Here is a 12,986-nt window from a genome sequence, read left to right as displayed (position 1 = left end):
GCGCGGAGCCGCGCGATCACCAGATGGTGACGCGCGCCTCCGGATCGAGCCACAGGCCGTCGCCGGGCTGCACGCCGAAGGCCTCGACGAACGCATCCAGGTTCTTCACGACCTGGTTCGTGCGGTGCTCGTTCGGCGAGTGCGGGTCGATCGACACGAGCCGCACGGCCTCCTCCGGGCGGATCTTGATCTGCCACGCGTGCGCCCACGAGAGGAAGAAGCGCTGGGCGCCCGTGAGGCCGTCGATGACGGGCGGCTCCTCGCCGCCGAGCGAGTGGAGGTAGGCGCGCCACGCGATGCCGAGGCCGCCGAGGTCGCCGATGTTCTCGCCGATCGTCAGCGCGCCGTTCACCTTGTGACCGGGGGCCGCGGCAGGCTCGAGCGCGTCGTACTGCGCGATGAGCGAGCCGGTGCGCAGCTCGAACGCCTTCCGGTCGTCATCCGTCCACCAGTCGATCAGTCGGCCGTCGCCGTCGTACTTCGAGCCCTGGTCGTCGAAGCCGTGCCCGATCTCGTGCCCGATGACCGCGCCGATCGCGCCGTAGTTCGCCGCCGCATCCCGCCCCGCGTCGAAGAACGGCGGCTGCAGGATCGCGGCGGGGAAGACGATCTCGTTGAAGCCCGGGTTGTAGTAGGCGTTCACGGTCTGCGGGTTCATGAACCACTCGTCGCGGTCGATCGGCTTGCCGATCTTCGCGAGCTCGCGGTCGTGCTCGAAGCGCGTCGCCGCCTGCACGTTCGCGACCAGGTCGTCGCCGATCTCGAGCGCGGAGTAGTCGCGCCACTTCGCGGGGTAGCCGATCTTGGGCGTGAACTTCTCGAGCTTCTCGATCGCGCGGCGGCGCGTCTCGGCGCCCATCCACTCGAGGCCCTCGATCGACTCGCGGTATGCGACGACGAGGTGCTCGATGAGCACGTCCATCGCGGCCTTGGCCTCCGGCGGGTAGTGCCGCTCGACGTAGATCTTCCCGATCGCGTCGCCGAGCATGCCCTCGACGAGCGAGACGCCGCGCTTCCAGCGCTCGCGCTGCTCGGGCGCGCCGGTGAGGGCGCGGCCGTAGAAGTCGAACTGGTCCTTCGAGATGTCGGTCGTCAGGTAGCTCGCGAACGAGCGCAGGATGCCGATCCGCAGCCACGTGCGCCACTCCGGCAGGCGCTCGTCGACGAGCATCGAGCCGAGCCCCTCGAAGAAGCTCGGCTGCCGCACGACGGCCTCGTCGAACGTGCCATCGGGCGCGTGGATCGCTCGCAGCCACGGCCGCAGCGGCTCGTACCGCTCGAGCGGGCGCTGCAGGTTGTAGGTCTTCTCGTCGTCGCGCGAGGCGACGCGGTCCCAGTGGTGGGATGCGAGCTCGGTCTCGAGCGCGAAGACCGCGGCCGCGTCGGCGTCGGGCTGGGCGGCGCCGAGGTGACCGAACATCGTCGTCAAGTGGGCGAGGTAGGCCTCGCGCACCTCGGCGAACGCCTCCTCGCGGTAGTACGACTCGTCCGGCATGCCGAGGCCGCCCTGGTTCATGTGCACGAGGTAGCGGGTCGGGTCGCCCGGGTCGGTGTCGACCCAGACGCCCGTGAAGCCTGGCCCGCCGATCGACTCGAGCTCGCCGAGCAGCGCGAGCAGCTCGTCGACGGTCGAGACGGCCTCGGCGCGCTCGAGCAGCGGGCGGATGGGCTCGATGCCCTTCGCGTCGGCGGCCTGCTCGTCGAGGAAGGATGCGTAGAGGTCGCCGACCTTGCGGGCGTCGGTGCCCGGCTCGGCCTCCTGCATCTCGATCACGATCTCGCGCACGGCGGCCTCGGCCTCCTCGGCGAGCACCGCGAACGATCCCCAGCGCGCCTTGTCGCTCGGGATCTCGGTGCGCTCGAGCCAGCGGGAGTGGACGTGCAGGAACAGGTCGTCCTGGGGCCGGATCTCGTCGCTGAAGTCGTCGACGGGCAGGCCGGAGGGCAGGGTCGTCATGCGCTCCAGCCTATTGGCCGCCGCCTCTTGGTCGCCGCCTCTCGGTCGCCGCCTCTTGGTCGCCGGTAGCGTGGCTGCGTGCGGGTGAGGACGGATGCGCTCGATCGCGAGATCCTGCGGCTCGCGGTCCCCGCGCTCGGCGCGCTCATGGCTGAGCCCGCGTTCCTGCTCGTCGACACGGCGCTCGTCGGGCACCTCGGCGCCGAGCAGCTCGCGGGCGTCGGCATCGGCGCCGCCGTGCTCTCGACCGCCGTGGGGCTGCTCATCTTCCTCGCCTACGGCACGACGCCCGCCGTCGCGCGGCTGCTCGGCGCTGGCGACCGGCCGGCGGCGATCCGCGCGGGCGTCGACGGCATCTGGCTCGCGATCGTCGCCGGGGCGGTGCTCGTCGCGGCCACCCCGCTCGCCGGCCCGGTCGCCGGGCTCTTCGGAGCCGCATCCGCCGTCACCGAGCACGCTGCCGTCTACCTCGGCATCTCGATCCTCGGCCTGCCCGCGATGCTCATCGTGCTCGCGGCCACGGGGCTCATGCGCGGTCTGCAGGACACCCGCACGCCGCTCGTCGTCGCGACGATCGGCTTCGCCGCGAACGCGGTGCTCAACGCGCTGCTCATCTACGGCGTCGGGCTCGGCGTCGCGGGCGCCGCGCTCGGCACCGTCATCGCGCAGTGGGGCATGGCGGCCTTCTTCCTGTGGTTCGCGGTGCGGGAGGCGCGTCGCGAGGGCGTGCCGCTCGGCATCCACTGGGGCGACCTCGGGCGCACGGCCTCGACGGGCGGCTGGCTGTTCCTCCGCACCCTCTCGCTGCGGGCGGCGCTGCTCGCGACGACGGTCGTCGCGACGCAGGCCGGCACCGCGACGCTCGCCGCGACGCAGATCGCCTTCACGCTCTTCTCGACGCTCGCGTTCGCGCTCGACGCGCTCGCGATCGCCGGGCAGGCGATGCTCGGCAAGGCGCTCGGCGCGGGCGACGTGGCCGAGGCGCGCGCGCTCACGCGACGGCTGGAGGTGTGGGGCGTGGGGTTCGGATGCGTCGTCGGCGCCTTGCTGCTCGCGGTCGCGTGGGTGCTCGGCGGGGTCTTCACCTCCGACCCCGCGGTGCTCGACGCGCTGCCGATCGCGCTCGTGCTGCTCGCGCTCGCGCAGCCGATCGCTGGCTTCGTCTTCGTGCTCGACGGTGTGCTCATCGGCGCGGGCGACGCGCGCTACCTCGCGCTCACGGGCGTGCTGAACCTCGCGATCTACCTGCCCCTGCTGCTCCTCGCGCTCCTGCCCGGCGTCGACGCCCTCGCGGTCGTCTGGGCCGCCTTCTCCTTCGGCTACCTCGGCGCGCGCGCGACGACGCTCGGCCTCCGGGCCCGCTCGGACGCGTGGCTCCGCACGGGCCGCCGCTGACGCATCCGCCCGCCTCCCGCCGGCCCTGTGCACAACGCAAGCCCGCGGGCGGCGTTCGGCGGCGGATCGGCACGGCTCGCGGCGCTCCCCGCGACTCGCGGCGGCGCGGCTTGCGTTGTGCACGGAGGAGCGGCGGATGCGGGGCGGCGGCCGGGAGCGGCGTCACACGACCGCGTCGCGGCGCGAGAAGCGCACGGCGGCGGCCGCCAGCAGCGCCGCGGCGATGGCGGTGAGCCACCAGGAGCCCGTCCAGTCGGGATCGGCGTCGAGGGGGTTCGCGACCCAGTGGAAGGGGCTGAGGTTCTCGATCCGCTCCCACGGCTCGCCGAGGAGCGGCGCGAAGTCGCCCGCGAGCATGAGGCCGATGAGCAGCACCCAGCCGAGCCACGCGACCGCCGCGGGCACGAACGCGACGATCGCGGCGCCGACCGCGAGGTAGACCGCGATGAGCGGCAGGTGGGCGACGGCGATCGCGCCGAGCTGGCCCCAGCGTTCGTCGCCCGCCGCGCTGAGCGACGCCCCGGCGACCGCGGTGAAGGACGCGAGGGTCGCGAGCCCTGCGACGACGCCGACGAGGAGGTGGCTCGCGAGCCAGCCCGAGCGGCGCACCGGAGCGGCGAGCACGAGCTCGCCGTGCGCGAGCTCCTCGTGCCGGAGCCGCAGCGCCGACTGCATCGCCGCGGCGCTCGCCATCAGGGCGACGAAGGCGGCGAGCGCGGTGAGGAAGACGCCCTCGGTGTCGCCGCCCTCCTCACCGAGCGTCGCGACGATGCGGGAGAGCCCAGGGTTGTCGGCGAGCGCGCGGGCGACGACGGGGGCGAGTCGACCGGCGATCGCGCCGATCGCGGCGGCCGCGACGACCCACGCGAGCGCGGCGCCCGAGAGCAGCCGTGCGGTGAGCCCGAGCGGTGCGCCCGAGGGGGTCGCGCCGAGGAGCGCACCGGCGGTGGCGCGACCGCCGCGCTCCGGCAGGAGCGATCCGCCGAGCTCGCGGCGCGACTCGAGCAGCACGACGAGCGCGCCGAGCACGAGCGCGGCAGCTGGCAGCAGCAGCAGCGGTGTCGCGTCCGGCGACCACGGCGGATCGGCGAACGGATGCGCCTGCGCGCCCCAGCCGATCGGCGAGAGCCAGACGGGCCAGGCCGCCTCGACGCGCGTGAGGTCCGCGCTCGGGTCGCCGAGCGCATCCCCGATCCCGCGCACGAAGAACCACGCGCCCACGACGATCGCGGCGGCACCGTTCGCCGCGCGCGACGTCGGGAGCGCCCCCGCGGCGAGCAGGCCCACGAGCAGCGCGACCGCCCCGACGCCCGCGAGCGCGAGCGCCATGAGGGTCGAGCCGGTCGCATCGAGGCCGAGCGCGATCGACACCGCGGCGGTGAGCCCGCACACGAGCGCGAGCTCGATCGCGACCGCGAGCAGCGTCGCGGCGAGCGGCGCCCAGCGGCCGATCGCGGTGCCGCGCACGAGCTCGGCGCGCCCGGCGTCCTCGTCGCCGCGCGAGTGCCGCACGGCGAAGGAGGTCATCATGAGCCCGACCATCACGGCGAGGTAGGCGAAGGTCGAGACGAACATGACCGCGCCGAGGCCGATGCCCGCCGGTGCGCCGCGCAGCAGCAGCAGCGCCGGCTGGGCCGCGAGCAGCGCGACGAGACCGCGCCGCGACTCCTCGTCGAACGCCGCGCCGACGCCGCCGACCACCGCCGCCCAGAGCCCGGCGACGCCGAGCACCCAGAGCGCGACGCTCAGCCGGTCGCGGCGGAGGGCCGCGGCGAGCAGCAGGCGGGTGCCGTCCACGGGCTCACTCCGCGTGGCGGCCACGACGGCGCGCGGGCGGCTCCGGCGCGGTCGGCGGCAGCACGCCGGTCGAGGCGATCGGCCCGGTCAGCTCCTCCGGCTCGGTGCGGGCGTCGGCCTCCGCTCCGAGCAGCTGCTCGCCGTGCCGCTCGCCCTTCGCGCGCTCCGAGCGCGCGCGATCGACGCGCTCGGCGTCGCCGTAGTGGCGCAAGAAGAGCTCCTCGAGGCTCGGCGGCGTGAGCGTGACGGCGTGCGCCTCCTGGTCGCCCAGCCAGCGCAGCACCGCGGGCACGTCCTCGCCCGCGACAGAGCCGCGCACGCGGTCGCCGTCGATCAGGGCGTCGACGATCGGCACGCCGACCGGTGCCGGGCCGCGGTAGGCGACGACCGCGTGCCGCAGGTGCCGCAACTCGTCGAGCGAGCCGCTCTCGACGACCCGGCCGTCGCGGATGATCGAGACGACGTCGCACAGCCGCTCGACCTCGCTGAGGATGTGGCTCGAGAGCAGCACCGTCGCGCCGCGCTCGGCGACCCGGCGGATCTCGGCCTGGAAGACGCTCTCCATGAGCGGGTCGAGCCCGCTCGTCGGCTCGTCGAGGATGTAGAGGTCGGCCTCGCTCGCGAACGCGGCGATGAGCGCGACCTTCTGCCGGTTGCCCTTCGAGTAGGCCTTCGCGCGCCGGCGCGGGTCGAGGTCGAAGGCCTCGATGAGCCGCGCTCGATCGGATGCGGGGGCTCGGTGACCGCGGAGGCGCGTGAGCGTGTCGATCGCCTCACCGCCCGTGAGCCCGGGCCACAGTGTCACGTCGCCGGGCACGTAGGCGATGCGCCGGTGGATCGCGACGGCGTCGCGCCACGGGTGGAGGCCGAAGACACGCGCGTCGCCGCCCGTCGCGCGCAGCATGCCGAGCAGCACGCGGATCGCGGTCGACTTGCCCGCGCCGTTGGGGCCGAGGAAGCCGTGCACCTGCCCCTGCTCGACGACGAGGTCGAGCCCGTCGAGCGCGCGCACGCGCCCGAATCGCTTCTCGAGCCCCCGAGTCTCGATCACCGGCCCCGGCACGCCGCCGACGCTACTCCTCCACGCGGCCGGAGGCTTCAGGCGGCGTGATGCGGAGGCGACTCGTGCAGGAGGTGCTCGGCGTGGTGCAGCGCGTTGGTCACGAGCCGCGCGACGTGTGCGTCGGGCTGCCGGTAGCGGATCGAGCTGCCGTCGCGACGGGCGACGACGAGGCCGTGCGCGCGCAGCTTCGCGAGGTGCTGCGAGACCGCGGGCAGCGGCCGGTCGAGGCGCTCGGCGATCGCGCCCACCGACAGCTCTTCCCCCTCGAGCATCGCGAGCACCGCGAGGCGCGTGGGGTCCGCGAGCAGCTTGAGCACGGCGGCGGCCGCGGTCACCTCCTCGGTGCTCGGTCGGTGCGGCGCTGCGGTCACTCGAGCATGCTCTCAGACGTCGCGCGCTCCGAGGCGGTCGACGGCCACAGCCGCCACGCGACCAGCGTCGCGATCGCCGCGGCTCCGGCGAGCACGAGCGCGGTGCCTGGGAGGCCGATGAAGCCGAGCCAGCCCGCGAGCGGGTACGTGAGCAGCCAGCACGCGTGCGAGAGCGAGAACTGCGCCGCGAAGGCCGGAGCGAGGTCGCCGGCCGGCACGCCGCGGCGGATGAGCCGGCCAACCGGCGTCTCGACCGCGCTCCAGCCGATGCCGACCGCGAACCACAGCACACCGACGAGCAGCGCGCCCTCCAGCCCGGGCAGCGCGACCGCGCCGGCCGCGAGCGCGGTCGCGACGGCGAGGAGCGCCGCAGCGCCGAGCATGACGCGTCGCTCGGGGACGCGTCGCAGCACGGCGGGCAGCGCGAGCGCCGCGAGCATCGAGCCCGCGCCGTTCGCCGCGAGCAGCAGCGCGACCGCCTCGTCACCGAGCCCGAGGGAGCTGCGCGCGATCACCACCGTCTGCACGAGCACGAACGCGCCCGCGGCGGCGACCGCGAGGTTGAGCGCGAGGATGGGTCGCAGCGTGGGCGTGCGCACGAACAGGCGCATGCCGTGGCGAGCACGATCGCCGAACGGCGCCTCCGGCGCCTCCGGCTCCACGCGCCGGGCGGGGATCGCGGTCGCGAGCACGAGCAGCGCCGAGCCGGCGAAGCCGATCGCGGTGCCGAAGAACAGCGCGCTCGCCGACACCACGAGCAGCAGCATCGCGGCGAGCACGGGCGAGAGCACAGCCTCGAGGTCGTAGGCGAGCCGGGAGAGCGACAGCGCCGACGTGTAGTCGTCCTCGTCCTCGAGCACGTCCGGGATGACGGACTGGAACGTGGGCGTGAAGGTGGCGGACGCCGCCTGCAGCACGAAGATGAGCACGTAGATCTGCCACGCCTCGCCGACGAAGGGCAGCGCGAGCGCCACGACGAGGCGCACGACATCCGCCCCGACGAGCACCGCCTGCCGCGGGAGCCTCGCGAGCGCCGCGGCCGCGAGCGGGGCGACGCCCACGTAGGCGACCATCTTGATCGCGAAGGCGGTGCCGAGCACGCCCGCCGCGTCGGTCGGGTCGAGCTGGTACGCGAGCAGCCCGAGCGCCACCGTCGCGAGGCCGGTGCCCGCGAGGGCGATGACCTGCGCGAGGAAGAGGCGTCGGTAGGCGGGGTGGGCGAGGGCGCGGCGCATCGCTCCAGCCTCACAGCCCTTGCACAATTGCGCAATTGCGCAAACCTTTCGCACCGAGCCTCGGCCAGGGTGCCCGGCACGGCAGAATGGGGCGAGTGCATTCCGCGACCGCTTGGCGCAACGCCGTCTTCGCCGCCTTCTTCGCGATGGGCTTCGGCTACGCGAGCTGGATGGCGCGAGTGCCGCACGTGCGCGACACGCTCGACGTCTCGACCGGCGAGATGGGCATGCTGCTGCTGGGCATCTCGGTCGGCTCCGTGACCGGCCTGCTCATCGCGAGCCACGTCATCCATGCCCTCGGCACCCGGCTCGTCGTCTCGATCGGCATGATCGCGGTCTCGGTCGGCCTCTCGACCGCCGGCTGGGCCGCCGACGCCGGCACGGCCTGGCTCGTCGTCGGCGGCTTCATCCTCGGCGGCAGCCTCACCGGCATGACCGACGTCGCGATGAACATCTCGGGCGCCGCGAACGAGCGCGCGCTCGGCAAGCCGATCATGCCGATCTTCCACGCCTTCTTCTCCTTCGGCACCGTCGCGGGCGCGGGCCTCGGCGCGCTGTGCGAAGCGCTCGGCATCGGCGTCGGCTGGCAGGCGACGGGCGTCGCGGTCGTCACCGCCGCGCTCGGCATCACGATCTACCGCTACCTGCCCGCCGACACCGTCGCCGAGCACGAGGAGCCCGTGACGCTCCGCGAGCGCCTCGCGGTCTGGAAGGACCCGCGCACGCTCATGCTGGGCCTGCTCGTGCTCGGGATGTCGCTCACCGAGGGCTCGGCGAACGACTGGCTCGCGCTCACGATGGTCGACGGCCACGGCTTCTCGAACGAGGGCGGCGCCATCATGCTCGCGCTCTTCCTCACCGCGATGACGGGCGGGCGCCTCCTCGGCGTCATGCTGCTCGAGCGCTTCGGCCGCGTGCCGGTGCTGCGGGGCACCGCCGCGCTCGCCGCGATCGGCCTGCTGCTCGTCATCTTCGCCGACCACCCGGCGCTCGTCATCGCGGGCGTGCTGCTGTGGGGCGTCGGCGCGAGCCTCGGCTTCCCCGTCGGCATGAGCGCCGCGGCCGACGAGCCGCGCCTCGCGGCCGCGCGCGTCGGCACCGTCTCGGCGATCGGCTACATCGCCTTCCTCGCCGGGCCGCCGCTGCTCGGCCTGCTCGGCGACATCGTGGGCCTCCGCCTCGCGATGCTCGCCGTGCTCGTCTTCGTGCTGCTCTCGCTGCTCACGAGCCACGTCGCTCGCGAGCGCACCCCGACCCCCGAGGAGTCCCGATGAGGATCGTCGTCGCCCACTGCTCCGTCGACTACGCCGGCCGCCTCTCGGCCCACTTGCCGCTCGCGCCGCGCGTGCTCATGCTCAAGGCCGACGGCTCGATCCTCGTGCACTCCGACGGCGGCTCGTACAAGCCGCTCAACTGGATGAGCCCGCCCGCCGTGTTCACCGCATCCGAGCCCGACGACGACCAGCGCGCGGCGGGCATCACCGAGGTGTGGACGGTGACGCACAAGAAGACCGGCGACTCGCTCATCGTCTCGGTGCACGAGGTGCTCTCGGATGCGTCGCACGAGCTGGGCGTGGACCCCGGGCTCGTGAAGGACGGCGTCGAGGCGCACCTGCAGGTGCTGCTCGCCGAGCAGATCGAGCGGCTCGGTTCCGGCTTCGAGCTGTGGCGGCGCGAGTACATGACGCCGATCGGGCCGGTCGACATCCTCGCGCGCGACGCGGAGGGCGCGACGGTCGCCGTCGAGATCAAGCGGCGCGGCGAGATCGACGGCGTCGAGCAGCTCACGCGCTACCTCGAGCTGCTCAACCGCGACCCGCGCATCGCGCCGGTGTCGGGGGTGTTCGCCGCGCAGGAGATCAAGCCGCAGGCGCGCACGCTCGCCGAGGACCGCGGCATCCGCTGCGTCGTGCTCGACTACGACGAGATGCGCGGGATCGACTCGGGGCACGCGCGGCTGTTCTGACGCCGGCGGCGTCGGGCCGCCGCGAGCTAGGCGGAGTAGGGATCGATGCGCTCGCGCCAGCCCGCCTGGCTCTGCGGCGGCTCGTCCTCGCGCGACGCGTAGGGGTCGACGCGATCGGGCGCGGGGGCGGATGCCGTGGGCACGGGATCCTCGCGCGACGCGTACGGCGGCACGTGGTCGGGCATCCACCCGCCCGGCTCGGGCAGCGCGTCCTCGCGCGACGCGTAGGGCCGCACTTGCTCGGGCGCCGGCACGGAGCCCGCCGGGAGCGGAGCGTCGTGCGACGAGTAGGGCTCGACGCGCTCTCGCCAGCCGGCGCCGGGCGGGGCGCCGCCGAAGTCCTCGTCGACGAACGGGGCCGACGACGCCACGGCGAAGCCCTGCCCCGCCTCGCCGAACGGCTCCTGCTGCTCGCGCTGCTGCGCTCCCTCGGACTGCGGCACGGTGACCTCCCACGGCTCCGGTGGCGGACTGCTGAAGCTGACGGCGAGCGCGTGCTCGGCCGGTCCCGCGGGCTCCGACCGCTCGAGCCGCAGGCCGGCGGCGTCGGTGCGCGTGCCGCACGCGGGGCACTGGAGCGCGGCGACGCGGCCGTCCTCGTCGACGTCGACGACGCATCCGCCGATCACCACGTCGCCCGCGTCGGCGACGTCGGCGATCGTGCCGTAACCCCAGACGATCTCGCGCATGGCGGTGCCGCACTGCGGGCACGCCAACGCCTTCGCCATGCGCACACGGTAGCCCGCGACCGGAGCCCACACCACCCTCGCGAGCGCAGAGTTCCGGCACTCTGCGCTCCACAGGGGTCGGAACCGCAGAGTGTCGGCACTCTGCGCCGGAGCGCGGCGGTGCCTAGGCGATCGTCGCTGCGGCGGCGGCGCGAGCGGCCGCGGGGAGCGCCTCGACGATGCGCGCGAGCGGCTCGTCGCCGTGCGCCGCCGTGACGAACCACGCCTCGAACACGCTCGGCGGCAGGCTCACACCCGCGTCGCGCATCGCGTGGAAGAACGGCGGGTAGCGGAACGCCTCCTGCTGCCGCACCTCGTCGAAGCTGCGCGGCGCCGTCTCGGAGAACGCGACCGAGAAGAGGCTGCCGACCCGGCTGATCGAGTGGGCGACGCCCTCGGCGCGCAGGGCGTCGGCGAGCGCGGCCGTGATCGTGTCGGCCGCCGCGTCGAGCCGCCGGTAGACGTCGTCGGTCGCGAGCCGCAGGGTCGTGAGGCCCGCCGCGACCGCGACCGGGTTCCCCGAGAGCGTGCCCGCCTGGTAGACGGGGCCGAGCGGCGCGAGCAGCTCCATGAGGTCGCGCCGGCCGCCGACGGCGGCGAGCGGCATGCCGCCGCCGATGACCTTGCCGAACGTGAGGAGGTCGGGCGCCTCGTCGCCGCTCCAGCGCTCGATGCCCCACATGCCGGCCGCGTCGACGCGGAAGCCCGTGAGCACCTCGTCGCTGATCAGCAGCGCGCCGTGCGCGTGCGCGGTGCGGGCGAGGAAGCCGTTGAAGTCGCCGTCTGGCTCGACGACGCCCATGTTGGCGGCGGCGGCCTCGACGATCACCGCGGCGATCCGCTCGCCGTGCTCGGCGAAGACCGCCTCGATCGCGTCGCGGTCGTTGTAGGGCACGACGAGCGTCGTCGCGGCGACCGCCTCGGGGATGCCGGCGGAGCCGGGCATCGCGAGCGTCGCGAGGCCAGAGCCCGCCGCGACGAGCAGGCCGTCGGAGTGGCCGTGGTAGTGCCCGTCGAACTTCACGAGCAGGTCGCGCCCGGTCGCGCCGCGCGCGACGCGGATCGCCGTCATCGTCGCCTCGGTGCCGGTCGAGACGAGCCGCAGGCGCTCGACGGGGCTGACGCGGCGCTCGACCTCCTCGGCGAGCAGCGCCTCGGCGGGCGTCGACGCGCCGAACGAGAGACCGTGGCTCGCGGCGTCCTGCACCGCCTCGATGACCTCGGGGTGCGCGTGGCCGAGGATCGCGGGTCCCCAACTCGCGACGAGGTCGACGAGGTCGCGACCCTCGGCATCCGTCACGTAGGCGCCGTGCGCGCGCACGAGGAACGAGGGCGTGCCGCCGACCGAGCCGAAGGCGCGCACGGGACTGTTGACGCCGCCGGGGATGGCGAGCTTCGCCCGCTCGAACAGCTCGGCGTTCGTGCTCATGCGCGGCCTCCCATCGAGCCCAGCCCCATCGTGCCGAGCAGCTGCGCCTGCTCGATCGCCCAGTAGGTCAGCACGACGTCGGCGCCCGCGCGCACGATGCTCGTGAGGCTCTCGGCGATCATGCGGTCGCGGTCGATCCAGCCGTTCGCGGCGGCGGCCTCGACCATCGCGTACTCGCCCGACACCTGGTAGGCCCACACGGGCACGTCGGATGCGGCGGCGACGTCGGCGAGCACGTCGAGGTAGAGGCTCGCGGGCTTCACCATCACGATGTCGGCGCCCTCGGCGATGTCGAGCAGCGCCTCCCGGAGGCCCTCGCGGCGGTTGGCGGGATCCTGCTGGTAGGTCTTCCGGTCGCCGTTCCTGGGATCAGCGCCGAGGCTCGAGTCGACGGCCTCGCGGAACGGGCCGTAGAGGGCGGTCGCGTACTTGGCCGAGTAGGCGAGGATCGCCGTGTCGAGGTGGCCCGCCGCATCGAGCGCGTGGCGCACGTGCTCGACCTGGCCGTCCATCATGCCGCTCAGGCCGAGGATCTGCGAGCCGGCCTCCGCTTGCGCGATGGCCATCGCCGCGTAGCGCTCGAGCGTCGCGTCGTTGTCGACGGAGCCGTCGGTCGCGAGCACGCCGCAGTGCCCGTGGTCGGTGAACTCATCGAGGCACAGGTCGGTCTGCACGACCGTCGCGTCGCCGAAGCGCTCGGCGAGGAAGGCGGTCGCGCGGTTGAGGATGCCGTCGGGGTCGGTCGCGCCCGAGCCCACCGCATCCTTCTCCTGCGGCACGCCGAAGAGCATGATGCCGCCGACGCCCGCCTCGATCGCGCGCTCGACCTCCTGCGCGGCCGAGTCGAGCGTGTGCTGCACCTGGCCGGGCATCGAGCCGATCGGCCGCGGCTCGGTCAGCCCCTCGGCGACGAACATCGGCAGCACGAGCTGCGCGGGGTGGATGCGGGTCTCGGCCATGAGGCGGCGCATGGGAGCGCTCTGCCGCAGCCGGCGGGGTCGGATCGTGGGGGACATCCCCTCCAGGGTACTCTCGCCGCTCCCCG

At 74.2% G+C, this 12,986-nt stretch carries 11 protein-coding genes; 3 read left to right on the top strand and 8 right to left on the bottom strand.

The window, feature by feature from the left end:
- Positions 1 to 16: 16 nt before the first annotated feature.
- Positions 17 to 1,957, bottom strand: a complete 1,941-nt coding sequence (locus ACP7BI_RS08875) for a M13 family metallopeptidase (protein WP_425845227.1) — start codon at positions 1,955 to 1,957, stop codon at positions 17 to 19.
- Positions 1,958 to 2,035: 78 nt separating this feature from the next.
- Between ACP7BI_RS08875 and ACP7BI_RS08870 the strand changes: the two genes are divergently transcribed.
- Positions 2,036 to 3,352 carry an MATE family efflux transporter gene (locus ACP7BI_RS08870; protein ID WP_425845225.1) on the top strand — a complete coding sequence of 439 codons (1,317 nt, stop codon included), beginning with the start codon at positions 2,036 to 2,038 and terminating at the stop codon, positions 3,350 to 3,352.
- Positions 3,353 to 3,514: 162 nt separating this feature from the next.
- Here the strand turns inward: ACP7BI_RS08870 and ACP7BI_RS08865 are convergent, their stop codons facing one another.
- From ACP7BI_RS08865 to ACP7BI_RS08850, 4 genes are read right to left on the bottom strand one after another with little or no spacing between them, the layout of a single operon-like run.
- A complete protein-coding gene (locus tag ACP7BI_RS08865; RefSeq protein ID WP_425845222.1) occupies positions 3,515 to 5,149 on the bottom strand; it encodes an ABC transporter permease in 1,635 nt (544 codons plus the stop codon).
- 4 nt (positions 5,150 to 5,153) lie between these two features.
- Positions 5,154 to 6,212 (bottom strand): ABC transporter ATP-binding protein, encoded by a 1,059-nt coding sequence (locus tag ACP7BI_RS08860; RefSeq protein WP_425845220.1) that lies wholly within the window; start codon positions 6,210 to 6,212, stop codon positions 5,154 to 5,156.
- A gap of 35 nt (positions 6,213 to 6,247) precedes the next feature.
- Positions 6,248 to 6,583, bottom strand: coding sequence for an ArsR/SmtB family transcription factor (locus ACP7BI_RS08855; protein WP_425845218.1), 336 nt, complete (start codon positions 6,581 to 6,583; stop codon positions 6,248 to 6,250).
- Positions 6,580 to 7,818 (bottom strand): MFS transporter, encoded by a 1,239-nt coding sequence (locus ACP7BI_RS08850; RefSeq protein ID WP_425845216.1) that lies wholly within the window; start codon positions 7,816 to 7,818, stop codon positions 6,580 to 6,582. The genes ACP7BI_RS08855 and ACP7BI_RS08850 overlap by 4 nt, the downstream gene beginning before the upstream one ends.
- 95 nt (positions 7,819 to 7,913) lie before the next feature.
- Here ACP7BI_RS08850 and ACP7BI_RS08845 point away from each other — a divergent pair, with 95 nt between their 5' ends.
- Positions 7,914 to 9,092, top strand: coding sequence for an MFS transporter (locus tag ACP7BI_RS08845; protein ID WP_425845214.1), 1,179 nt, complete (start codon positions 7,914 to 7,916; stop codon positions 9,090 to 9,092).
- The gene (gene nucS, locus ACP7BI_RS08840; protein WP_425845212.1) at positions 9,089 to 9,784 is read left to right on the top strand and encodes an endonuclease NucS; all 696 of its coding nucleotides are present in this window, start codon (positions 9,089 to 9,091) and stop codon (positions 9,782 to 9,784) included. Before ACP7BI_RS08845 ends, nucS begins: the two co-directional genes overlap by 4 nt.
- 26 nt (positions 9,785 to 9,810) lie before the next feature.
- On the opposite strand, the gene ACP7BI_RS08835 is transcribed toward nucS, so the two are convergent.
- The 3 genes from ACP7BI_RS08835 to hemB form a co-directional block, all read right to left on the bottom strand.
- Positions 9,811 to 10,512 (bottom strand): hypothetical protein, encoded by a 702-nt coding sequence (locus ACP7BI_RS08835; protein ID WP_425845209.1) that lies wholly within the window; start codon positions 10,510 to 10,512, stop codon positions 9,811 to 9,813.
- A 124-nt stretch (positions 10,513 to 10,636) separates the two neighbouring features.
- Positions 10,637 to 11,941: a glutamate-1-semialdehyde 2,1-aminomutase gene (gene hemL / locus ACP7BI_RS08830; protein WP_425845207.1), complete on the bottom strand. Its 1,305-nt coding sequence runs from the start codon at positions 11,939 to 11,941 to the stop codon at positions 10,637 to 10,639.
- Positions 11,938 to 12,957: a porphobilinogen synthase gene (hemB, locus tag ACP7BI_RS08825; RefSeq protein ID WP_425845205.1), complete on the bottom strand. Its 1,020-nt coding sequence runs from the start codon at positions 12,955 to 12,957 to the stop codon at positions 11,938 to 11,940. Before hemB ends, hemL begins: the two co-directional genes overlap by 4 nt.
- Positions 12,958 to 12,986 lie beyond the last annotated feature (29 nt).

Origin of the sequence: Agrococcus sp. TSP3-2-1, assembly GCF_049897585.1 — a bacterium.
Lineage (GTDB): Bacteria > Actinomycetota > Actinomycetes > Actinomycetales > Microbacteriaceae > Agrococcus.
The sequence above is the reverse complement of the archived record's forward strand: the minus strand, read 5'-3'. Positions and strand labels throughout refer to the sequence as shown.